Below are 15,868 nucleotides of genomic sequence, written 5' to 3'. Positions count from 1 at the left end.
TTACGCCTTTCCGGGTAAGCCGTCCGGCTCGGCATCGAGCTTGGCGATGGTGCGGCGGCGGGTGAGCTTATCGAGGAACAGGTAGACGACCGGCGTGGTGTAGAGCGTGAGCACCTGGCTCACGGCCAGTCCGCCGACGATGGCAATGCCGAGCGGGCGGCGCAGTTCGCTGCCCACACCGTGTCCAAAGGCCAGCGGTACGGCTCCGAGCATGGCGGCCATGGTGGTCATCATGATTGGCCGGAAGCGCAGCAGGCAGGCCTCGAAGATGGCGTCGTGCGGGCTCTTGCCCTCATCGCGCTCGGCAGCCAGCGCAAAGTCGATCATCATGATCGCGTTCTTCTTCACCAGTCCGATGAGCAGAATGATGCCGATGAGCGAGATGAGGTTCAGCTCCGAGTTGGTGAGTAGCAGCGCCAAGATGGCGCCCACGCCCGCCGAAGGCAGCGTTGAGAGAATCGTGATCGGGTGGATGTAGCTCTCGTAGAGCACGCCGAGCACGATGTAGACCATGAAGAGCGCGGCAACCACCAGCAGGGGCATGCTCTTCAGCGAATCCTGAAATGCCTGCGCCGTGCCCTGAAAGCGGGGGTGGATGCTCGAGGGCAGACGCATGTCGCGCTGCACCTGCTCAATGGCGGCCGAAGCATTGCCCAGTGCCGCCCCCGGCGCCAGGTTGAACGAGATGGTCACCGAGGGGAACGGGCCCTGGTGGTTGACCGAGAGCGGCGTGTTGGTGGGCCCGAAATGCGCAATGGCCGAGAGCGGCACCATCTGAGCGCTGCTGGAGCGAACGTAGATCACGTTCAGCACGTCCGGGCTCTGCTGCCACTCGGGGGCCACTTCCATCACCACGTGGTACTGGTTCAGCGGCATGTAGATGTTCGAGACCTGCCGCTGGCCGAAGGCGTCATAGAGCGCGTCATCAATCTGCTGCGCGCTGATGCCCAAGCGGGCGGCGGTGTCGCGGTCAATGATGACCTTCTGCTGCAATCCGCGCATCTGCTGGTCGCTGTTCACATCGCGCAGCATGGGCAGCTTGCGCATGGCTTCCAGCATCTTCGGAGCCCACTCAATCAGCTCCTGGAGGCTTTCGCCCTGCAGCGTGTACTGGTACTGCGCGTTGCCCATGCGGCCGCCAATCTGCAGGTCCTGCGCCGCCTGCATGTAGAGGTTTGCGCCCGGAACCACGGCCAGTTTCTTGCGCATGCGGTTGATCACATCGTCGACCGAGGTTCCTTTACGCTGCTCCAGCGGTTTGAGCGTCACGAACATGCGGGCGGTGTTCGGGGCGTTGCCGCCGCCGGCAAACGACATGACGTTTTCGACCGCCGGGTCCTGCCGCACGATGGCCTGGAAGGCCTTTACCTTGTCGCGCATCGACTGGAACGAGACATCCTGTGCGCCCTGCACGGCACCGCCCATGCGGCCCACGTCCTGCTGCGGGAAGATGCCCTTGGGCACCACCGCCCACAGGTAGAAGTTGGCGGCCACGGTTAGCAGCAGCACCGTCAGCGTGATTCCAGGGTAGGCCAGCACCTTGGTAAGCGTGGCGCGGTAAAAGCTGTTCAGCCCATCGAAGAATTTTTCGGAGAGGCGATAGAGCAGGCCGTGCTGGCGGTCGCGCTGCGACTTCAGGAGGCGCGCGCACATCATCGGGGTGGTCGTCAGGCTCACCACCAGCGAGACGGCGATGGCGATGCTGAGGGTGACGGCGAATTCGCGGAACAGGCGGCCCACAATGCCGCCCATCATCAGGATGGGGATGAAGACCGCGATCAGCGAGGTGCTCATGGAGAGCACGGTAAAGCCGATCTCGCGCGAGCCGCGCAGCGTCGCCTGCATCGGCGGCATGCCGTCCTCAATGTGGCGTGAGATGTTCTCAATCACCACGATGGCGTCATCTACCACGAAGCCGGTGGAGATCGTCAGCGCCATCAGAGACAGGTTGTCCAGCGAATAGCCGAGCAGGTACATTGCCGCGAACGTGCCCACCAGCGAGAGCGGCACCGAGATGCTCGGAATGATGGTGGCGCCGACATTCCGCAGGAACAGGAAAACGATGAGCACCACCAGACAGATCGAGATGACCAGCGTGCGCTGAACGTCATGCACCGAGGCGCGAATGGTGGTGGTGCGGTCCAGGATCGTCTTCAGGTTGATGGTCGGCGGAATGGAGGCCTGCAACTGCGGCAGCAGCCGCGTCACGTTGTCGACGGTCTCAATGATGTTGGCGCCGGGCTGGCGGAAGATGACCAGCAGCACGGCCGGGCGTCCGTTGGCCAGCCCCGCGTTGCGTATGTCCTCGTTGCCGTCCACCACTTCGGCCACGTCGCTCAGGCGCAGGATGGCGCCGTTGCGGCCCTGTGCCACGATGAGCGGGCGGTACTGTCGGGCGCGCGTGATCTGGTCGTCGGCGTTCAGTGCCATCATCGTGGTGCCGTCGGAGATAGCGCCCTTGGGCTTGTTGGCGTTGGCTGCGGCCAGCGCGGTGCGTACACGGTCGATGCCCACGCCCAGTTTGTTCAGAATGGTCGGGTTGACCTCGGCACGCACGGCGGGCTTGGAACTGCCGCCGACGAAAACTTGTCCGACGCCGGGGACCTGCGCCAGCTTCTGCGCGAGGATTGAGTCGGCCACGTCGTACATCTGCGCCTGCGTCAGCACGTCGCTGGTCAGTGCCACAATCATGACCGGCGAATCCGCCGGATTCACCTTGCGGTAGCCGGGGTTGCTCGGCAGGTTCGACGGCAACTGGCCACGGGCGGCGTTGATGGCCGCCTGCACGTCACGCGCCGCGCCGTCAATGTCGCGGCTCAGGTCGAATTGCAGCGTGATGCTGGTGGAGCCAAGCTGGCTGCTCGAGGTCATCTGCGAGATGCCTGCGATGCGCCCGAACTGGCGCTCCAGGGGCGTTGCCACAGAGGAGGCCATTGTGTCCGGGTCGGCTCCGGGCAGCGAGGCTCCAACCTGAATCACCGGGTACTCCACCTGCGGCAGCGGTGCAACGGGCAGCAGCTGGTAGGCGAGTCCTCCGGCCAGCAGCAACGCGAAGGTCAGCAGCGTGGTCGCAACCGGGCGCCTTACAAATGGCGCGGAGATGTTCATAGACCAGCCTCAATCGCCTCGTTCGGTTCCGGGTTGCGGTTGCCGTGGCCCAGCCAGCGCGCCACGCGGTCAAATGCCAGGTAAACCACCGGCGTGGTGTAGAGCGTGAGCACTTGGCTGAAGATCAGGCCGCCGACGATGCTGACGCCGAGCGGGTGGCGAAGTTCGCTGCCGGTGCCGCGGCCCAGCGCCAGCGGTATGCCGCCGAGCAGCGCCGCCATGGTGGTCATCATGATGGGGCGGAAGCGCAGCAGGCAGGCCTCGTAGATGGCTTCCAGCGGGGGCTTGCCCTCGTTGCGCTCGGCCTCCAGCGCAAAGTCGATCATCATGATGGCGTTCTTCTTCACAATGCCGATCAGCAGGATGATGCCGATGAGCGCCACTACGCCGAGATCGATCTGGAACAGGTTGAGCGCCAGCACCGCGCCCACGCCCGCCGAAGGCAGCGTGGAGAGAATCGTCACCGGATGGATGTAGCTCTCATAGAGCACGCCCAGCACAATGTAGACGGTGACAATGGCGGCGATGACCAGCCACAGCTCATTGGCCAGCGACGACTCGAAGGCCGCGGCGGTGCCTTCAAACTTCGAGTGAATGCTGGCCGGGACTCCAATGCGCTTTTCCGCCGCGTTGATGGCCTTGACGGCAGCGCCCAGCGAGACGCGGTGCGCGGTGTCAAAGGAGATGGTGACGGCAGGGAACTGGCCCTGGTGGTTGACCGAGAGCGGCGAGTTGCCGGCCTCCATGCGGGTGAACGCCGTCAGCGGCACCAGTGCGCCGGTCAGCGACTTGACGTAGATGTTCGCCAGGTCCTCCGGGTGCTCGCGGAATTGCGGCGAGACCTCCAGCACCACGTGGTACTGGTTCAGTTGCGTGAAGATTGTCGAAATCTGGCGCTGGCCGAAGGCGTCATAAAGCGTGTCGTCAATAGCCTGCGGCGTTACGCCCAGCCGTGAGGCGGTGTCGCGGTCAATGCGCAGAGAGGCCATCAGGCCCTGGCTCTGCTGGTCGGTGGCCACGTCGCGCAGCTCCGGCAGCTTCTTCAGTTCGTCCACCAGCCGCCCGCTCCACAGCGCCAGCTCCTTGGCGTCGGCGCCTTCCATGGAGAACTGGTACTGCGTGCGGCTGACGCGGTCTTCCACGGTCAGGTCCTGCACGGGCTGCATGTAGAGCGTGATGCCGGTGACCTGGGCGACCTCCGGCTGAAGGCGGCGGATGATCTCCGTGGCCGAGGCTGAGCGCTGCTCGTGCGGCTTCAGGTTGATCTGGATGCGGCCGCTGTTCATCGTGGTGTTGGTGCCATCCACGCCGATGAACGACGAAAGGCTCTCCACGTCGGGATCGCGCAGAATCACGTCAGCCAACTGGCGCTGCTTGGCCTCCATGCCGGTGAAGGAGATGGTCTGCGGCGCCTCGGAGATGGCGAGAATCACGCCCGTATCCTGCACCGGGAAGAAGCCCTTCGGGACGGCCCAGAACATGTAGATGGTCAGCAGCAGAGTGCCCACCGTAACGATGAGCGTTGCCACCTGATGCTTAAGCACCCACTGGAGGCTGCTGCCGTACTTCTCGATGACGACGTTGAAGAAGTGCTCGCTGGCCTTGTAGAAGCGCCCCTGATCGGCCTCGGTCTTCTTGCGCAGCAGCTTGCTGCACATCATCGGCGTCAGCGTGAGCGAGATGCCGGCCGAGACAAGAATGGTGACCGCCAGGGTGACGGCGAACTCGCGGAACAGGCGGCCGACAATGTCTCCCATGAACAGCAGTGGGATCAGCACGGCGATGAGCGAGACGGTCAGCGAGATGATGGTGAAACCGATCTGTCCGCTGCCCTTGAGCGCGGCATCCAGCGGCGTATCACCCTGCTCAATGTAGCGGTCGATGTTCTCGATCATCACGATGGCGTCGTCGACGACGAATCCGGTCGAGATGGTCAGCGCCATCAGCGAGAGGTTGTCCAGCGAGTAGTCGAGCAGGTACATCACGCCGAAGGTGCCGATGAGCGAGAGCGGCACGGCGACCGACGGAATGATGGTGGCCGACAGGCTGCGCAGGAACAGGAACATCACCATCACCACCAGCGCGATGGTCAGCATCATCTCGAACTGCACGTCCTTCACCGAGGCGCGGATGGTCTCGGTGCGGTCGGTGAGCACCTGTACCTTCACCGAGGCGGGCAGCGCGGTTTGCAGGCGCGGCAGAAGCTCCTTCACGCTATCCACCACGCTGATGATGTTGACGCCGGGCTGGCGCTGAATGTTCATGATGACCGCGGGCGTGGTGTTCATCCACGCAGCCTGGTTGGCGTTCTCCACGCCATCCACTACGGTGGCAACGTCGCTCAGGCGCACGGGCGCGCCGTTGCGGTAGGCGACGATGACGTTGGCATAAGTGCTGGCGGAAACCAGCTGGTCATTGGCGCCGATGGCAAACTGCTGGCGCGGGCCGTCGAGTACGCCCTTCGCCTGATCGACATTGGCTGTGCCCAGTGCCGTGCGCAGGTCCTCCAGGCTCATGCCGTAACCGGCAAGGGCCGTCGGGTTGGCCTGCACGCGGACGGCGGGCTTCTGTCCACCGCTGATGGTGACCAGTCCAACGCCAGGGAGCTGCGAAATCTTCTGCGCAAGAACGGTGTCGGCCACGTCCTCCACGCGCGAGAGTGGCAGGGTTTCGCTGGTCAGCCCGAGCGTGATGATTGGCGCGTCGGCCGGGTTCACCTTGCTGTAGATCGGCGGGTTCGGCAGGTCCTTCGGCAGATAGGTGCTGCCGCTGTTGATCGACTGCTGCACCTGCTGCTCGGCCACGTCAATGTCAACGTTCAGCTTGAACTGCAGGGTGATGACCGAGCTGCCGAACGAGCTGGTCGAGGTCATCTGGCTCAGGCCCGGAATCTGCCCGAACTGGCGCTCCAAGGGCGCCGTGACCGAGGAACTCATCACGTCCGGGTTGGCGCCGGGATAGAAGGTTGTCACCTGTATGGTCGGGTAGTCCACCTGCGGCAGCGCCGAAACCGGCAACTGGAAGTAGGCCACGATGCCGACCAGCAGCAGCGCCACCATCAACAGCGTGGTGGCGACAGGACGAAGAATGAAAATTCTGCTGGGACTCACCGCGCGCTCTGTCCCTGGCGGTTGTGTCCGCCCTGGCCCTGACCGGCGCTGGCGCCGGATGCGGGCGGCTGCTGCCCATAAGGCGCGACTCCGCTACCGGTGGGCATCTGCATAGGAGGCGCTGCGACGGGCGTGTTGCCCGGAGCGCCCATGCCGGCTCCACCGGCGGCTGCCGCGTGGTTGCTATGCGTCGGCTGAATCTTGCTGCCGTTCTGCAGTTTGTCCTGTCCGTCGGTGACCACCTGATCGCCCGGCTGCAGGCCAGCGCTGATGCTGATCTGGTTGCCATTGGTGATATCGACGGTGATGGGGCGCATCTCGACGGTGTTATCCGGCTTGACGGCAAAGACGTAGGTGCCCTGCGCGCCGCGCTGCATGGCGGCCAGCGGAATCACGGTCGCGTCCTTGCGCGTATCGAGCCGCAGGCGCACGTTCACGAACTGGTTCGGCCAGAGCTGGTTGTCGGCGTTCTGAAAGACGGCCTTCAGGCGGACGGTGCCGGTCGTCTGGTCAATCTGGTTGTCGATGGTGAGCAGCTTGCCCTCGGCGAGCTTCGTCTGGTCGTCGCGGCTGTAGATCTCAACCGGCAACCCCGCGCCGTGCATCTTTCCGCGCAGCTTGGCAAGGCTGTCCTCGGGCAGCGTGAACAGCACGGTGATGGGGTGCAGCTGCGTAATCACAAGCATGCCGTTCGTGTCGTTGGCGTGCACCATGTTGCCGGGGTCCACCTGGCGCAGGCCCACGCGGCCGCCGATGGGCGCCGTCACCTTGCAGTAGGTGATGTTCAATTGTGCGTTGTCCACCAGCGCCTGATCGGCGCGCACCGTGCCATCCAGCGCACCGGTGGTGGATTCCTGCGTATCAAGCTGCTCGCGCGAGACCACCCCGGCCTTGAACAGGTCCTGGTAGCGCTGCAACTGGCGCTTTTGGATATTGAGCTGCACCTGGTCCTTGTAAAGCGTGGCCCTGGCCTGCGCCAGCGCCACCTGGTAGGGACGCTGGTCAATTTCAACCAGCGATTGCCCCTGCCGTACTTCCTGACCCTCGGTGAAGTTCACCTTCATGATCTGGCCGTCAACCCGGCTCTTGAGGTTGACCGTATAGAGTGCGCTCACGTTGCCCAGACCGGTCAGGTAAACCGGCATGTCGCGTTTCTCGGCCGTGGACACCGCCACGGGCACCACTTGATTCTTGGGGGCTGCGGCCTTCTGCGCATCGGCCGCCTTCTTCTGGCATGCGGTAAGGCTGAGAACGCCGGCGAAGATCAGCATCGCAGGCACAAGAAGGGGGAGATTGCGAGTCGAGACAAAATTGAACTTCATGCTCTATCGGCTTCCTTGGTCGCAGCAAGCACGGGAAATTCCTGGGGATTACGACGCATAGAATCGCAGAGTTATGCGTGAACTGCTGCCCGAACCACCTATATCCATTAGATAACGAAACGCGGAATTACGAAATGTTAAGAGTTGCAAAAAAGTCGCAGCCAGGTGGGGAGCGCCAATTCCATGGTGAAGCGTAGCTCAAAGGCGCCGTCGGTGATGTCAGCTTTTGTCGTCACTCCGCCCACTGGCGGGAACGGGCAACGGCCTTCTGCCAGTGGTGGTAGGCGGAGTCGCGATGCGCGGCGTCCATCTGCGGCGTGAATTCGCGGTCGAGCTGCCAGTTCTGCTCCAGTTCCTCGCGTCCGCTCCAGTAGCCCACGGCCAGCCCTGCCAGGTACGCGGCGCCAAGGGCCGTGGTTTCTGTTACCACGGGGCGGCGCACATTCACGTTGAGCGCATCGGCCTGCGCCTGCAGCAGACGGTTGTTGCGGCTGGCGCCGCCATCCACCCTCAGCCCACACAGCTTCAACCCAGCCTCGGTCTGCATCAGGTCGAGCACATCGCGCGTCTGGTAGGCGATGGAATCCAGCGCCGCGCGCGCAATGTGCGCCACCGTGGTCTCACGCGTCAGCCCAATGATGGTGCCTCGCGCCAGCGGGTCCCAGTACGGCGCGCCCAGCCCGACAAAGGCTGGCACGAAGTAGACGCCGCCGGAATCCGGCACCGAACTGGCAAGGGCCTCAATATCGGCTGACTGCGCAATCACCTTCAATCCGTCGCGCAGCCACTGCACCACGGCCCCGGCAATGAAAACGGAGCCCTCCAGCGCGTAGCTCACCTCGTTGCAGATCTTCCACGCCACGGTGGTGAGCAGCCCATTCTGCGAGGGGAAGGGCTTCTCGCCCGTATTCAACAGCACGAAGCAGCCTGTGCCATAGGTGGCCTTGGCGGTTCCGGGTGCAAAGCACTGCTGGCCGAATAGCGCTGCCTGCTGGTCTCCGGCAATGCCCGCGACCGGGATGGCGCGGCCAAACAGTTCGGGGACGGTTTCACCGTAAATTTCGCTGGACGAACAGATTTCGGGCAGCATCTGGCGAGGGATGTCGAACAGAGCCAACAGCTCGTCATCCCACTGCAGGGTGTTGATGTTGAACAGCAGCGTGCGGCTGGCGTTGGAAACGTCGGTGGCGTGGCGCTTGCCGCCGGTGAGCCGCCACAGCAGGTAGCTATCGACGGTGCCGAAGAGCACCTCGCCGTTTGCGGCTCTCTGCCGCAGTCCGGGCACCGTATCGAGCAGATGCTTGAGCTTGGTGGCAGAAAAATACGGGTCGAGCACCAGTCCCGTGCGCTCGCGGATGAGCGCCTCGTGGCCATCGGTCTTCAGCTTTTCGCAAATGTAATTGCTTACGCGGCTCTGCCAGACAATGGCGTTGGCCACAGCCCGCCCCGTCGCGCGCTCCCACACAATGGTCGTTTCGCGCTGGTTGGTCAGGCCGATGGCGGCCACCTGCTCGGGACTTACCTGCGCCTTCGCCAGTACCTGCTGTGCCACCACGAGTTGCGAGTCCCAGATCAGTTCCGGATCGTGCTCAACCTCGCCGGGGGCAGGAAATATCTGCGGAAATTCCTCCTGCGCGACGGCGACAATGCTTCCGCTACGGTTGAAAAGGATGGCTCGGCTGCTGGTGGTTCCCTGATCCAGGGCAAGAACGAACTGAGGGGCGTTCATGACCGAACATTGTAGACCACGCGGGCGAGCGGAACGCGGTGGTTCCGCGCCCGTGCGGTTCGGATACTTCAACAACGGCGCCAGCAATCTGAGAGGAGACGCTCTAGCGGGTTGTCTCTGGCGGCTGCGCGGAGCCCCGCAGGTTGATCGCTTCCTCGATGTCTCCCATGCGGTCGTTCATGTGGTTGATCTTCGAGGCTAGCCCCTGAATCTCCGAATGTGCGCGTTTGTTCACGTCGAAATCAAGCTCGCCGCGCAGCCGGTCTTTTTTGTCCTGCCGGTTCTGGCTCATCATGATGATGGGCGCCTGTATGGCGGCCAGCATGGAGAGGAACAGGTTCAGGAGGATGAACGGATACGGGTCCCAGGCGCGTCCCCGCAGGATCACGTTGATGGTGGTGTAGACCGCCAGCGTCACGCTGAAGATGATGATGAAGGTCCAGGAGCCGCCGAAGGAGGCGACCATGTCGGCAACGCGTTCGCCAAAGGTTTCCTGTTCTTCGATGATCTCATTTGGGTGGCGCGCGGCGCGCACGCGCACCAGGTGTTGCGAGGCGTGGAACTGATGCCCGAGCTGGGCCAGCATATCCATGCCGGCATGCGGCTTGCGCTGGATGAGGATGAAAATGTCTTCGCGGTCGACCTCGATGCAGACCGACTCGTCGAGCGCCGTGGCCTCCGTCTGGTGCGGCGTGCGCTCCAGCATGGAGGCGAAGCCGAAGAATTCGCCCTCGCCCGGTTCATCCACGGAGACTTCCTGCTGATCGTCGTCAACGGTGCTGACGCGCACGCGCCCAGTCACCACTACGTAGGCCCGCCCGTTGTTGTCGCCGATCTTGAAGATTCGCTGGCGCGGCTTGAAGGTTTTCAGCTCAACCTGGGCCGCCAGAATGGCCGCCTCATCATCATCCAGACGCGAAAACAGGGGAATGGCTTTCAGTACCTGCGGATCACAAGGCATGCGAATCTCCGGCAAACAGGGTAAAGCCTAGTTTGCCGCAAGCGGCCGCTTCCGTCACCACGGAAACGGCCACCCGGTTGAGAAATCTGTGGAGGTTAGTGCCAGACGTGCAGCGTGACCTGATATGCCACCAGCGCGCCTACGTAGGCCAGCACCGTCATGTAGGCAAACTGCGCCAGAGGCCAGCGCCAACTGTTTGTCTCGCGGCGCACCACTGCGATGGTGGACATGCATTGCATGGCGAAGGCGAAGAAGACCAGCAGCGCAATGGCTCCAGCAGGCGAGAGGTCCTGATGCAGCGCCGACTGCAGGTCGAGCGCGTGCGATTCCGCGTCGAGACCATGCAGCGTGCCGAGCGTGGCAATGATGACCTCACGCGCGGCGAACGAAGTCAGAATGCCGACGCCAATCTTCCAGTCAAAGCCCAGCGGCTGAATTGCCGGTTCGATGAAATGGCCGACCTTGGCGATCACGCTGTCCTGAATGTCAGGCGGCTGTCCGTTGACGAGCGGGAAGGTGGTTAGTGCCCACAGCAGGATCGAGACGCCGAGGATGACCGTTCCAGCGCGATAGACAAAGGCCTTGCAGCGGTCCAGCAGGCGCAGCCCAAGCGAGCCCATTGTGGGCCAGCGATAGGGCGGCATCTCCATGATGAAGGCCGAATCCTTGCTCTTGAGCACGCTTGACTTCAGCACTCGCGCGGTGATGACAGCCATCACAAAGCCAAGCAGGTAGAGACTCAGCATGGCCACGGCGCGCGTGCCAAGCAGCGGGCCCAGCAGCGGCCGGTTCGGAATGAAGGCCGCGATGATCATGGTGTAGACCGGCAGGCGGGCCGAACAGGTCATGAACGGTGCAATCAGGATGGTGGCCGTGCGGTCGCGCTTGTTCTCAATGGTGCGCGTGGCCATTACGGCAGGCACCGCGCAGGCGTAGGCGGAAAGCAGCGGAATAAAGCTCTTGCCGTTCAGTCCGACCTTGGCCATCATGCGGTCGGTAATGACCGCCGCGCGCGCCAGGTAGCCGGAGTCTTCCAGAATGCCGATCACGAGGAACAGGATCATGATCTGCGGCAGGAAGACCAGCACGCTGCCAACACCCTTCCACACGCCGTTGACCAGCAGGGAATTCATCAGGCCGGCGGGCAGTACGTGTCCGAGCCACGCACCACCGGCGTCGAGCAGGTCTCCGAACAATGTGGAGAGCGGCTGTCCTACGCTGAAGATCACCTGGAAGACCGCCACCACCACCACGGCGAAGATCACTCCGCCCCACACCGGATGCAGGAACCAGAAGTCGAGCTTGCGGGTCCACTGCGGCGTGGCCGGGCGATGGTAATTGGCGTTGGCACCCACCTTCACCGCCCACTCGCGGCAGCCCTGAGTATCCTGCAGCACGGGCAGTTCCAGCGGATTCGGCTTGGGCGCGGGTGCGGAGAGAAACTTGTCGACGGCTTCGAGGCCTTCGCCCGTCACGGCGCTGACCAGCGCAACCTGCGTGCCCAACTGGCGCGAGAGCAGGGGGGCATCAAGTCCGCCGCCGCGCTTGCGCATCTCGTCCGCCATGTTGAGCAGCACCAGTGTGGGCAGCCCAAGGGCAATGACGCGCGCTGCCAGCATCAGGTGGCGGTTCAGGTTGTTGGAATCCAGTACGAGGATGACGGCTTCCGGACGCGGCGTGCCTTCCATCTCGCCATTCAGCACGTTTACCGTTACGCGCTCATCTTCCGATTTCGGCGTCAGGCTGTAGACGCCGGGCAGGTCAATGAGAGTAATCTCGTTGCCTGCGGCGTCGCGGATGGCGCCCGTGTGGTGCTCCACCGTCACGCCGGGGAAGTTGCCAACCTTCTGGCGCAGGCCCGTGAGCCGGTTGAACAGCGTGGTTTTGCCCGCGTTGGGCGGGCCAACCACCGCGATGGTACGGAAAACTGCCGGGGATGCGGGAACCGTTGGAAGCCCGGGGCTTCCTGCGGGAGCCGTAACTGCCATACTAATCAGCCGCCTGTTCTTCCTGGATGGGCCGCACGAGGATGCAGCGGGAAATATCGCGCCGCAGCGCCACCTCGGTGCCGTCAATGCGGTACACACGGGGATCGCCGCCGGGGCCGCTGCGTGCAACCAGAACCTCAAGGCCGGGAATAAAGCCCAGATTCATCAGATGCTCGGCAACACAGGGATCCATGCAGAATTGCGAGACAATGCCACGCTCGCCGAGCTGGAGTTCGGAGAGGGTAGGAGCCGCTTCGGACTGGACGTTCTTGGACATGAAGTTGAAAACCATTTTCAATTACAAAACTATTCTTACCCTTTTCCGCTCCGGCGTCAATCCTCAATATCACAACAGAATGTGATGCATGAACATCGGGAAACGATGTGCAGGTGCGGGAAGGGGCAAAACACGAAGGCCCGCGCTACTGCGCAGGCCCGAGCGTTTCCTCCGCCAGTGCTCGCACTTCGGCGGCAAAACCTTCCTGTTCCGGCTCCATCTTAGGAGCGTCGGTCAACAGCTTGGTCAGCAGTTCGCGGTCGCTGATCTTCGGCAGCACCGGCACGTTGATGCGCTGGAAGCCGTGCCGCAGCAGGCTGTGCGCCTCGCGCTGGTTGCCGCGCGCCATCTGCCGGATGGCCCCAACGGCGCTCCACAACGCGCTCTCCGGCAGCGACCAGTTGGTGCCGCGGGCGGCGGCGTTGAAGTTGTCATACAGCGGATCGTCGGCGACCGACTGCGCGGCCATCGCCAGCTCCACCCGCCAGAAGAGCGGCAGCGAAACGAAGCGCGCCAGCATCAGGCGGCGGCGGTCGGAGTTCTGGTACATCGGGTCGGAGCGCAAGGCGCTCACGGCGTCCAGCGCAGCAAGGATCTCCGGCAGCTGTGCAACGGCCTGCTGGAACTCGACGTCGGGCAGAACCCAGCGGAGTTGAATGTCGTCGTACTGGTCAGGGGCAGTGGCGCGGGCAACGTGCTGTGCCTGGGAATTGGGAAAAGCTTTCCGCAGGGCGTTCAGCAGGCGTTCGCTGAACTGTTCGCGAATCGAAGAATCAGGGAGCATGATGCTTCTATTCTAGTCACTCCGGGCGCGGACGGCGCAAAGGAGTGCGGCGCAAATTCGAGAATCAGAGGCTTTTTACCGGCAGCGCCAGCAGATCGTCAACGAGCGCGACCTCTTTCTGGACGAACGGCTCGGCATAGCGCACGCCCGCCAGCAATCCATAGTAGGACGCCATCGCTTCCAGCCGCTGGCGGATCTCCGCGCGCTGCGGAAACAATCCGCTGCCCGCCTGCTGATCCTCATATTGCGAGGTGTAGGCCATCAGGGCCTCAAAGCGCTGGTCGAACTCATCGCTGATGTCCACGACGAAGCTCGGGCGCACATCATAGTAAAGCGAAGCGTAGACAATCTTGAATGGCCGGTGCGGCGCAAGTTCGGAGATCGCGCGCAGTTCTTCGCTGTTCTCGATGCTGCCACTGTGTCCGAGCTTGGTGAGTCCGGAGAGAAAGATGGCTTCATAGCCCAGCGTGGAGCAGGTGTAGTGGTCCGGGTGGCGTCCCTGCCAGTAGGGCAGAATGACGACCCTGGGGCGCTGCTCGCGAATGACGCGAGCAACCTTCAGTTTGTTTGTGAAGGTGTTCTCCACGCGGCCGTCGGGAATGTCGAGTGCTTGGCGGTGGCTGACCTTGAGGATGCGGGCGGCGTCCTGCGCCTCGCGGGCGCGGGTCTCGGCCGAACCGCGCGTGCCCATCTCACCCTGCGTCAGGTCCAGAATACCGGTGCGGTGGCCGAGCGCGACCATCTTCAGCAGCGTGCCGCCGCAGGTCTGCTCCACGTCGTCGCGGTGCGCCGCAATGGCCAGCACGTCGAGCGCGCCGGGCACTACTTCACCTCGGTCAGATGACCGGTCAGCACGTCGTAGACAAAGCCGCGGATGACCAGTTCGCGCTTGATCCAGCTATGCTGGGCCAGCCGCGCCATCTGCTCACGCACGTTCTTCTCCACGTCCTTGAAGGCGTGGAAGTGAACGGGCACGTTGGCCGGTCCACCGGCCAGCGACTCGATCTTGTCGTGCATCTCCTGCTCGGAGGCTTTCATCAGGCCGCAATCCGTGTGGTTGATGACCATGATCTCCTGCGTGCCGAGCAGGTAGTGGGAGATCAGCAGCGAGCGCAGCGCATCGTCTGTGACAATGCCGCCGGCGTTGCGGATGAAGTGCGCGTCGCCATGCTTCAGGCCTAGCGTGATTTGGTCCAGCCGCGAGTCCATGCAGGTCAGCACCGCCAGGTGCTTGCGCGGACTCGGCGAGAGCAGGTGCGGATCGTGGTTGAGGGAATAGTTGTCGTTTGCCTTTAGAACGTCGTCAATTACGCTCATGATTTGCCTTCTCTATCAGATGCGGCAATCAGTGCTTGCGGTCCACAAGGTAGTGCGCCAGCTCCTTCAGCACCGTGGAACGCGGGCCAAAGCTATCCAAGGCCGCGCAGGCGGAGGTCACCAGCTGCTGGGCCATCTTCTCGGCTTTATCCAGGCCGTAGAGCGAAGGATAGGTAGCCTTCTCGGCCGTCAGGTCCTTGCCCGCGGTCTTGCCAAGCTGCTCGCTGGTCTGCGTCACGTCCAGAATGTCGTCGGCGATCTGGAAGGCCAGTCCGGCGGCGCGTCCGAACTCGCGTACGCGCTGCAGCTCCACCGCCGTGGCTCCGGCGTAGTAGCAGCCTGTAATGAGCGAAGCTGTGATGAGCGAGCCTGTCTTTGCGCGGTGAATGTATTCGAGCATTGCGGCGTCGGCACGCGTGTGCTCGGCTTCCAGGTCCACCACCTGCCCGCCCACCATGCCGTCAATAGTGCCGGTGGCGTGCGAAATCTCTTCAATGATGTTGATGCGCGCTTCCGCCGGGCACGCGAGCTTGGAGAAAACCTCGTAGGCATAGGCCTGCAGGGCATCGCCCGCCAGGATGGCCATGGCCTCGCCAAAGACCTTGTGGCAGGTCGGACGGCCGCGGCGCAAATCGTCGTTATCGAGCGCAGGCAGGTCGTCGTGGATCAGCGAATAGGTGTGCAGCATCTCAATGGCTGCGCCCAGGTCTTCCACGCCCTTCGGCAATGAGCCGGTGCACATGCGCGCGGCTTCCATGCACAGAATGGGCCGCAGGCGCTTGCCGCCGGCAAACACGCTGTGACGCATGGCCTGGTGAATGGTGGAAGGATACTGTGTTCCCGGAGGCAACAACCGCTCCAGGGCCTCATCTGCCAGTCGACGACCTTCTTCTAACGAGTGCTTGAGCATGTCTTATGAAATCCAAGAAAAGTGTAACAGCCGCGGCGCGGCAGGGGAAAGTCCGAGGGGCGTGTACGAAGGTCCAGTGGGCTTGCACCGCGCGCGTTTCGAGCCTGTGCGCTGCCTCGCAACGTTAGTGTTGGTCGGCCCCGCGCTCGAACGGCTCCGCTTGCAGCTTGCCGCTCTGCTGCTTTAGTAGAACTTCCACCTTGCCCTCGGCGGCGTCGAGTTCCTTGCGGCAGGTGCCGCTCAGTTTCATGCCCTCTTCAAACAGTTTCAGCGCCTGCTCCAGCGGCACGTCGCCCTTCTCCAGCTGCGAAACAATGTTCTCCAGTCGGCTCAGGCTCTCTTCAAAGTTCGGCACGGTATCC

The 15,868-nt window shown here is 63.1% G+C and carries 12 protein-coding genes; all 12 read right to left on the bottom strand.

The window, feature by feature from the left end; translation table 11 throughout:
- A complete protein-coding gene (locus tag AC6IZO_RS06370) occupies positions 1–3,108 on the bottom strand; it encodes a multidrug efflux RND transporter permease subunit (protein ID WP_497809126.1) in 3,108 nt (1,035 codons plus the stop codon).
- Entirely contained in the window at positions 3,105–6,218 is a 3,114-nt protein-coding gene (locus AC6IZO_RS06365) for a multidrug efflux RND transporter permease subunit (protein WP_497809124.1), read from the bottom strand. Before AC6IZO_RS06365 ends, AC6IZO_RS06370 begins: the two co-directional genes overlap by 4 nt.
- Positions 6,215–7,540 carry an MdtA/MuxA family multidrug efflux RND transporter periplasmic adaptor subunit gene (locus AC6IZO_RS06360; RefSeq protein ID WP_497809122.1) on the bottom strand — a complete coding sequence of 442 codons (1,326 nt, stop codon included), beginning with the start codon at positions 7,538–7,540 and terminating at the stop codon, positions 6,215–6,217. The genes AC6IZO_RS06365 and AC6IZO_RS06360 overlap by 4 nt, the downstream gene beginning before the upstream one ends.
- 232 nt (positions 7,541–7,772) lie before the next feature.
- Positions 7,773–9,269: a glycerol kinase GlpK gene (gene glpK, locus AC6IZO_RS06355; protein ID WP_497809120.1), complete on the bottom strand. Its 1,497-nt coding sequence runs from the start codon at positions 9,267–9,269 to the stop codon at positions 7,773–7,775.
- Positions 9,270–9,372: 103 nt separating this feature from the next.
- Positions 9,373–10,230 carry a DUF1003 domain-containing protein gene (locus AC6IZO_RS06350; protein WP_497809118.1) on the bottom strand — a complete coding sequence of 286 codons (858 nt, stop codon included), beginning with the start codon at positions 10,228–10,230 and terminating at the stop codon, positions 9,373–9,375.
- 95 nt (positions 10,231–10,325) lie between these two features.
- The gene (gene feoB, locus AC6IZO_RS06345; RefSeq protein WP_497809116.1) at positions 10,326–12,218 is read right to left on the bottom strand and encodes a ferrous iron transport protein B; all 1,893 of its coding nucleotides are present in this window, start codon (positions 12,216–12,218) and stop codon (positions 10,326–10,328) included.
- Position 12,219: 1 nt separating this feature from the next.
- Complete coding sequence (locus AC6IZO_RS06340; RefSeq protein WP_497809114.1) at positions 12,220–12,495, bottom strand: FeoA family protein; 276 nt, start codon at positions 12,493–12,495, stop codon at positions 12,220–12,222.
- A 145-nt stretch (positions 12,496–12,640) separates the two neighbouring features.
- The gene (locus AC6IZO_RS06335) at positions 12,641–13,279 is read right to left on the bottom strand and encodes a hypothetical protein (RefSeq protein WP_497809112.1); all 639 of its coding nucleotides are present in this window, start codon (positions 13,277–13,279) and stop codon (positions 12,641–12,643) included.
- A gap of 64 nt (positions 13,280–13,343) precedes the next feature.
- A complete protein-coding gene (bshB1, locus tag AC6IZO_RS06330) occupies positions 13,344–14,102 on the bottom strand; it encodes a bacillithiol biosynthesis deacetylase BshB1 (RefSeq protein ID WP_497809110.1) in 759 nt (252 codons plus the stop codon).
- The gene (locus AC6IZO_RS06325) at positions 14,102–14,596 is read right to left on the bottom strand and encodes a beta-class carbonic anhydrase (RefSeq protein ID WP_497809108.1); all 495 of its coding nucleotides are present in this window, start codon (positions 14,594–14,596) and stop codon (positions 14,102–14,104) included. Before AC6IZO_RS06325 ends, bshB1 begins: the two co-directional genes overlap by 1 nt.
- A 28-nt stretch (positions 14,597–14,624) precedes the next feature.
- Positions 14,625–15,506: a polyprenyl synthetase family protein gene (locus AC6IZO_RS06320; protein WP_497809106.1), complete on the bottom strand. Its 882-nt coding sequence runs from the start codon at positions 15,504–15,506 to the stop codon at positions 14,625–14,627.
- Between the two features lie 124 nt (positions 15,507–15,630).
- Positions 15,631–15,861 carry an exodeoxyribonuclease VII small subunit gene (gene xseB, locus AC6IZO_RS06315; RefSeq protein ID WP_497809104.1) on the bottom strand — a complete coding sequence of 77 codons (231 nt, stop codon included), beginning with the start codon at positions 15,859–15,861 and terminating at the stop codon, positions 15,631–15,633.
- Between the last annotated feature and the right edge of the window lie 7 nt (positions 15,862–15,868).

The organism is Oryzophilus luti (genome assembly GCF_059726245.1).
Note: the sequence above shows the minus strand (reverse complement) of the source record. Positions and strands in the feature narration are given on the sequence as shown.

Excerpts from the sequence above, each read along its gene's own strand:
- glpK (WP_497809120.1), bottom strand. The coding sequence starts at position 9,269 with ATGAACGCCCCTCAGTTCGTTCTTGCCCTGGATCAGGGAACCACCAGC.
- AC6IZO_RS06320 (WP_497809106.1), bottom strand. The coding sequence starts at position 15,506 with ATGCTCAAGCACTCGTTAGAAGAAGGTCGTCGACTGGCAGATGAGGCC.
- AC6IZO_RS06370 (WP_497809126.1), bottom strand. The coding sequence starts at position 3,108 with ATGAACATCTCCGCGCCATTTGTAAGGCGCCCGGTTGCGACCACGCTG.
- feoB (WP_497809116.1), bottom strand. The coding sequence starts at position 12,218 with ATGGCAGTTACGGCTCCCGCAGGAAGCCCCGGGCTTCCAACGGTTCCC.
- AC6IZO_RS06350 (WP_497809118.1), bottom strand. The coding sequence starts at position 10,230 with ATGCCTTGTGATCCGCAGGTACTGAAAGCCATTCCCCTGTTTTCGCGT.
- AC6IZO_RS06325 (WP_497809108.1), bottom strand. The coding sequence starts at position 14,596 with ATGAGCGTAATTGACGACGTTCTAAAGGCAAACGACAACTATTCCCTC.
- AC6IZO_RS06360 (WP_497809122.1), bottom strand. The coding sequence starts at position 7,540 with ATGAAGTTCAATTTTGTCTCGACTCGCAATCTCCCCCTTCTTGTGCCT.
- AC6IZO_RS06335 (WP_497809112.1), bottom strand. The coding sequence starts at position 13,279 with ATGCTCCCTGATTCTTCGATTCGCGAACAGTTCAGCGAACGCCTGCTG.
- AC6IZO_RS06340 (WP_497809114.1), bottom strand. The coding sequence starts at position 12,495 with ATGTCCAAGAACGTCCAGTCCGAAGCGGCTCCTACCCTCTCCGAACTC.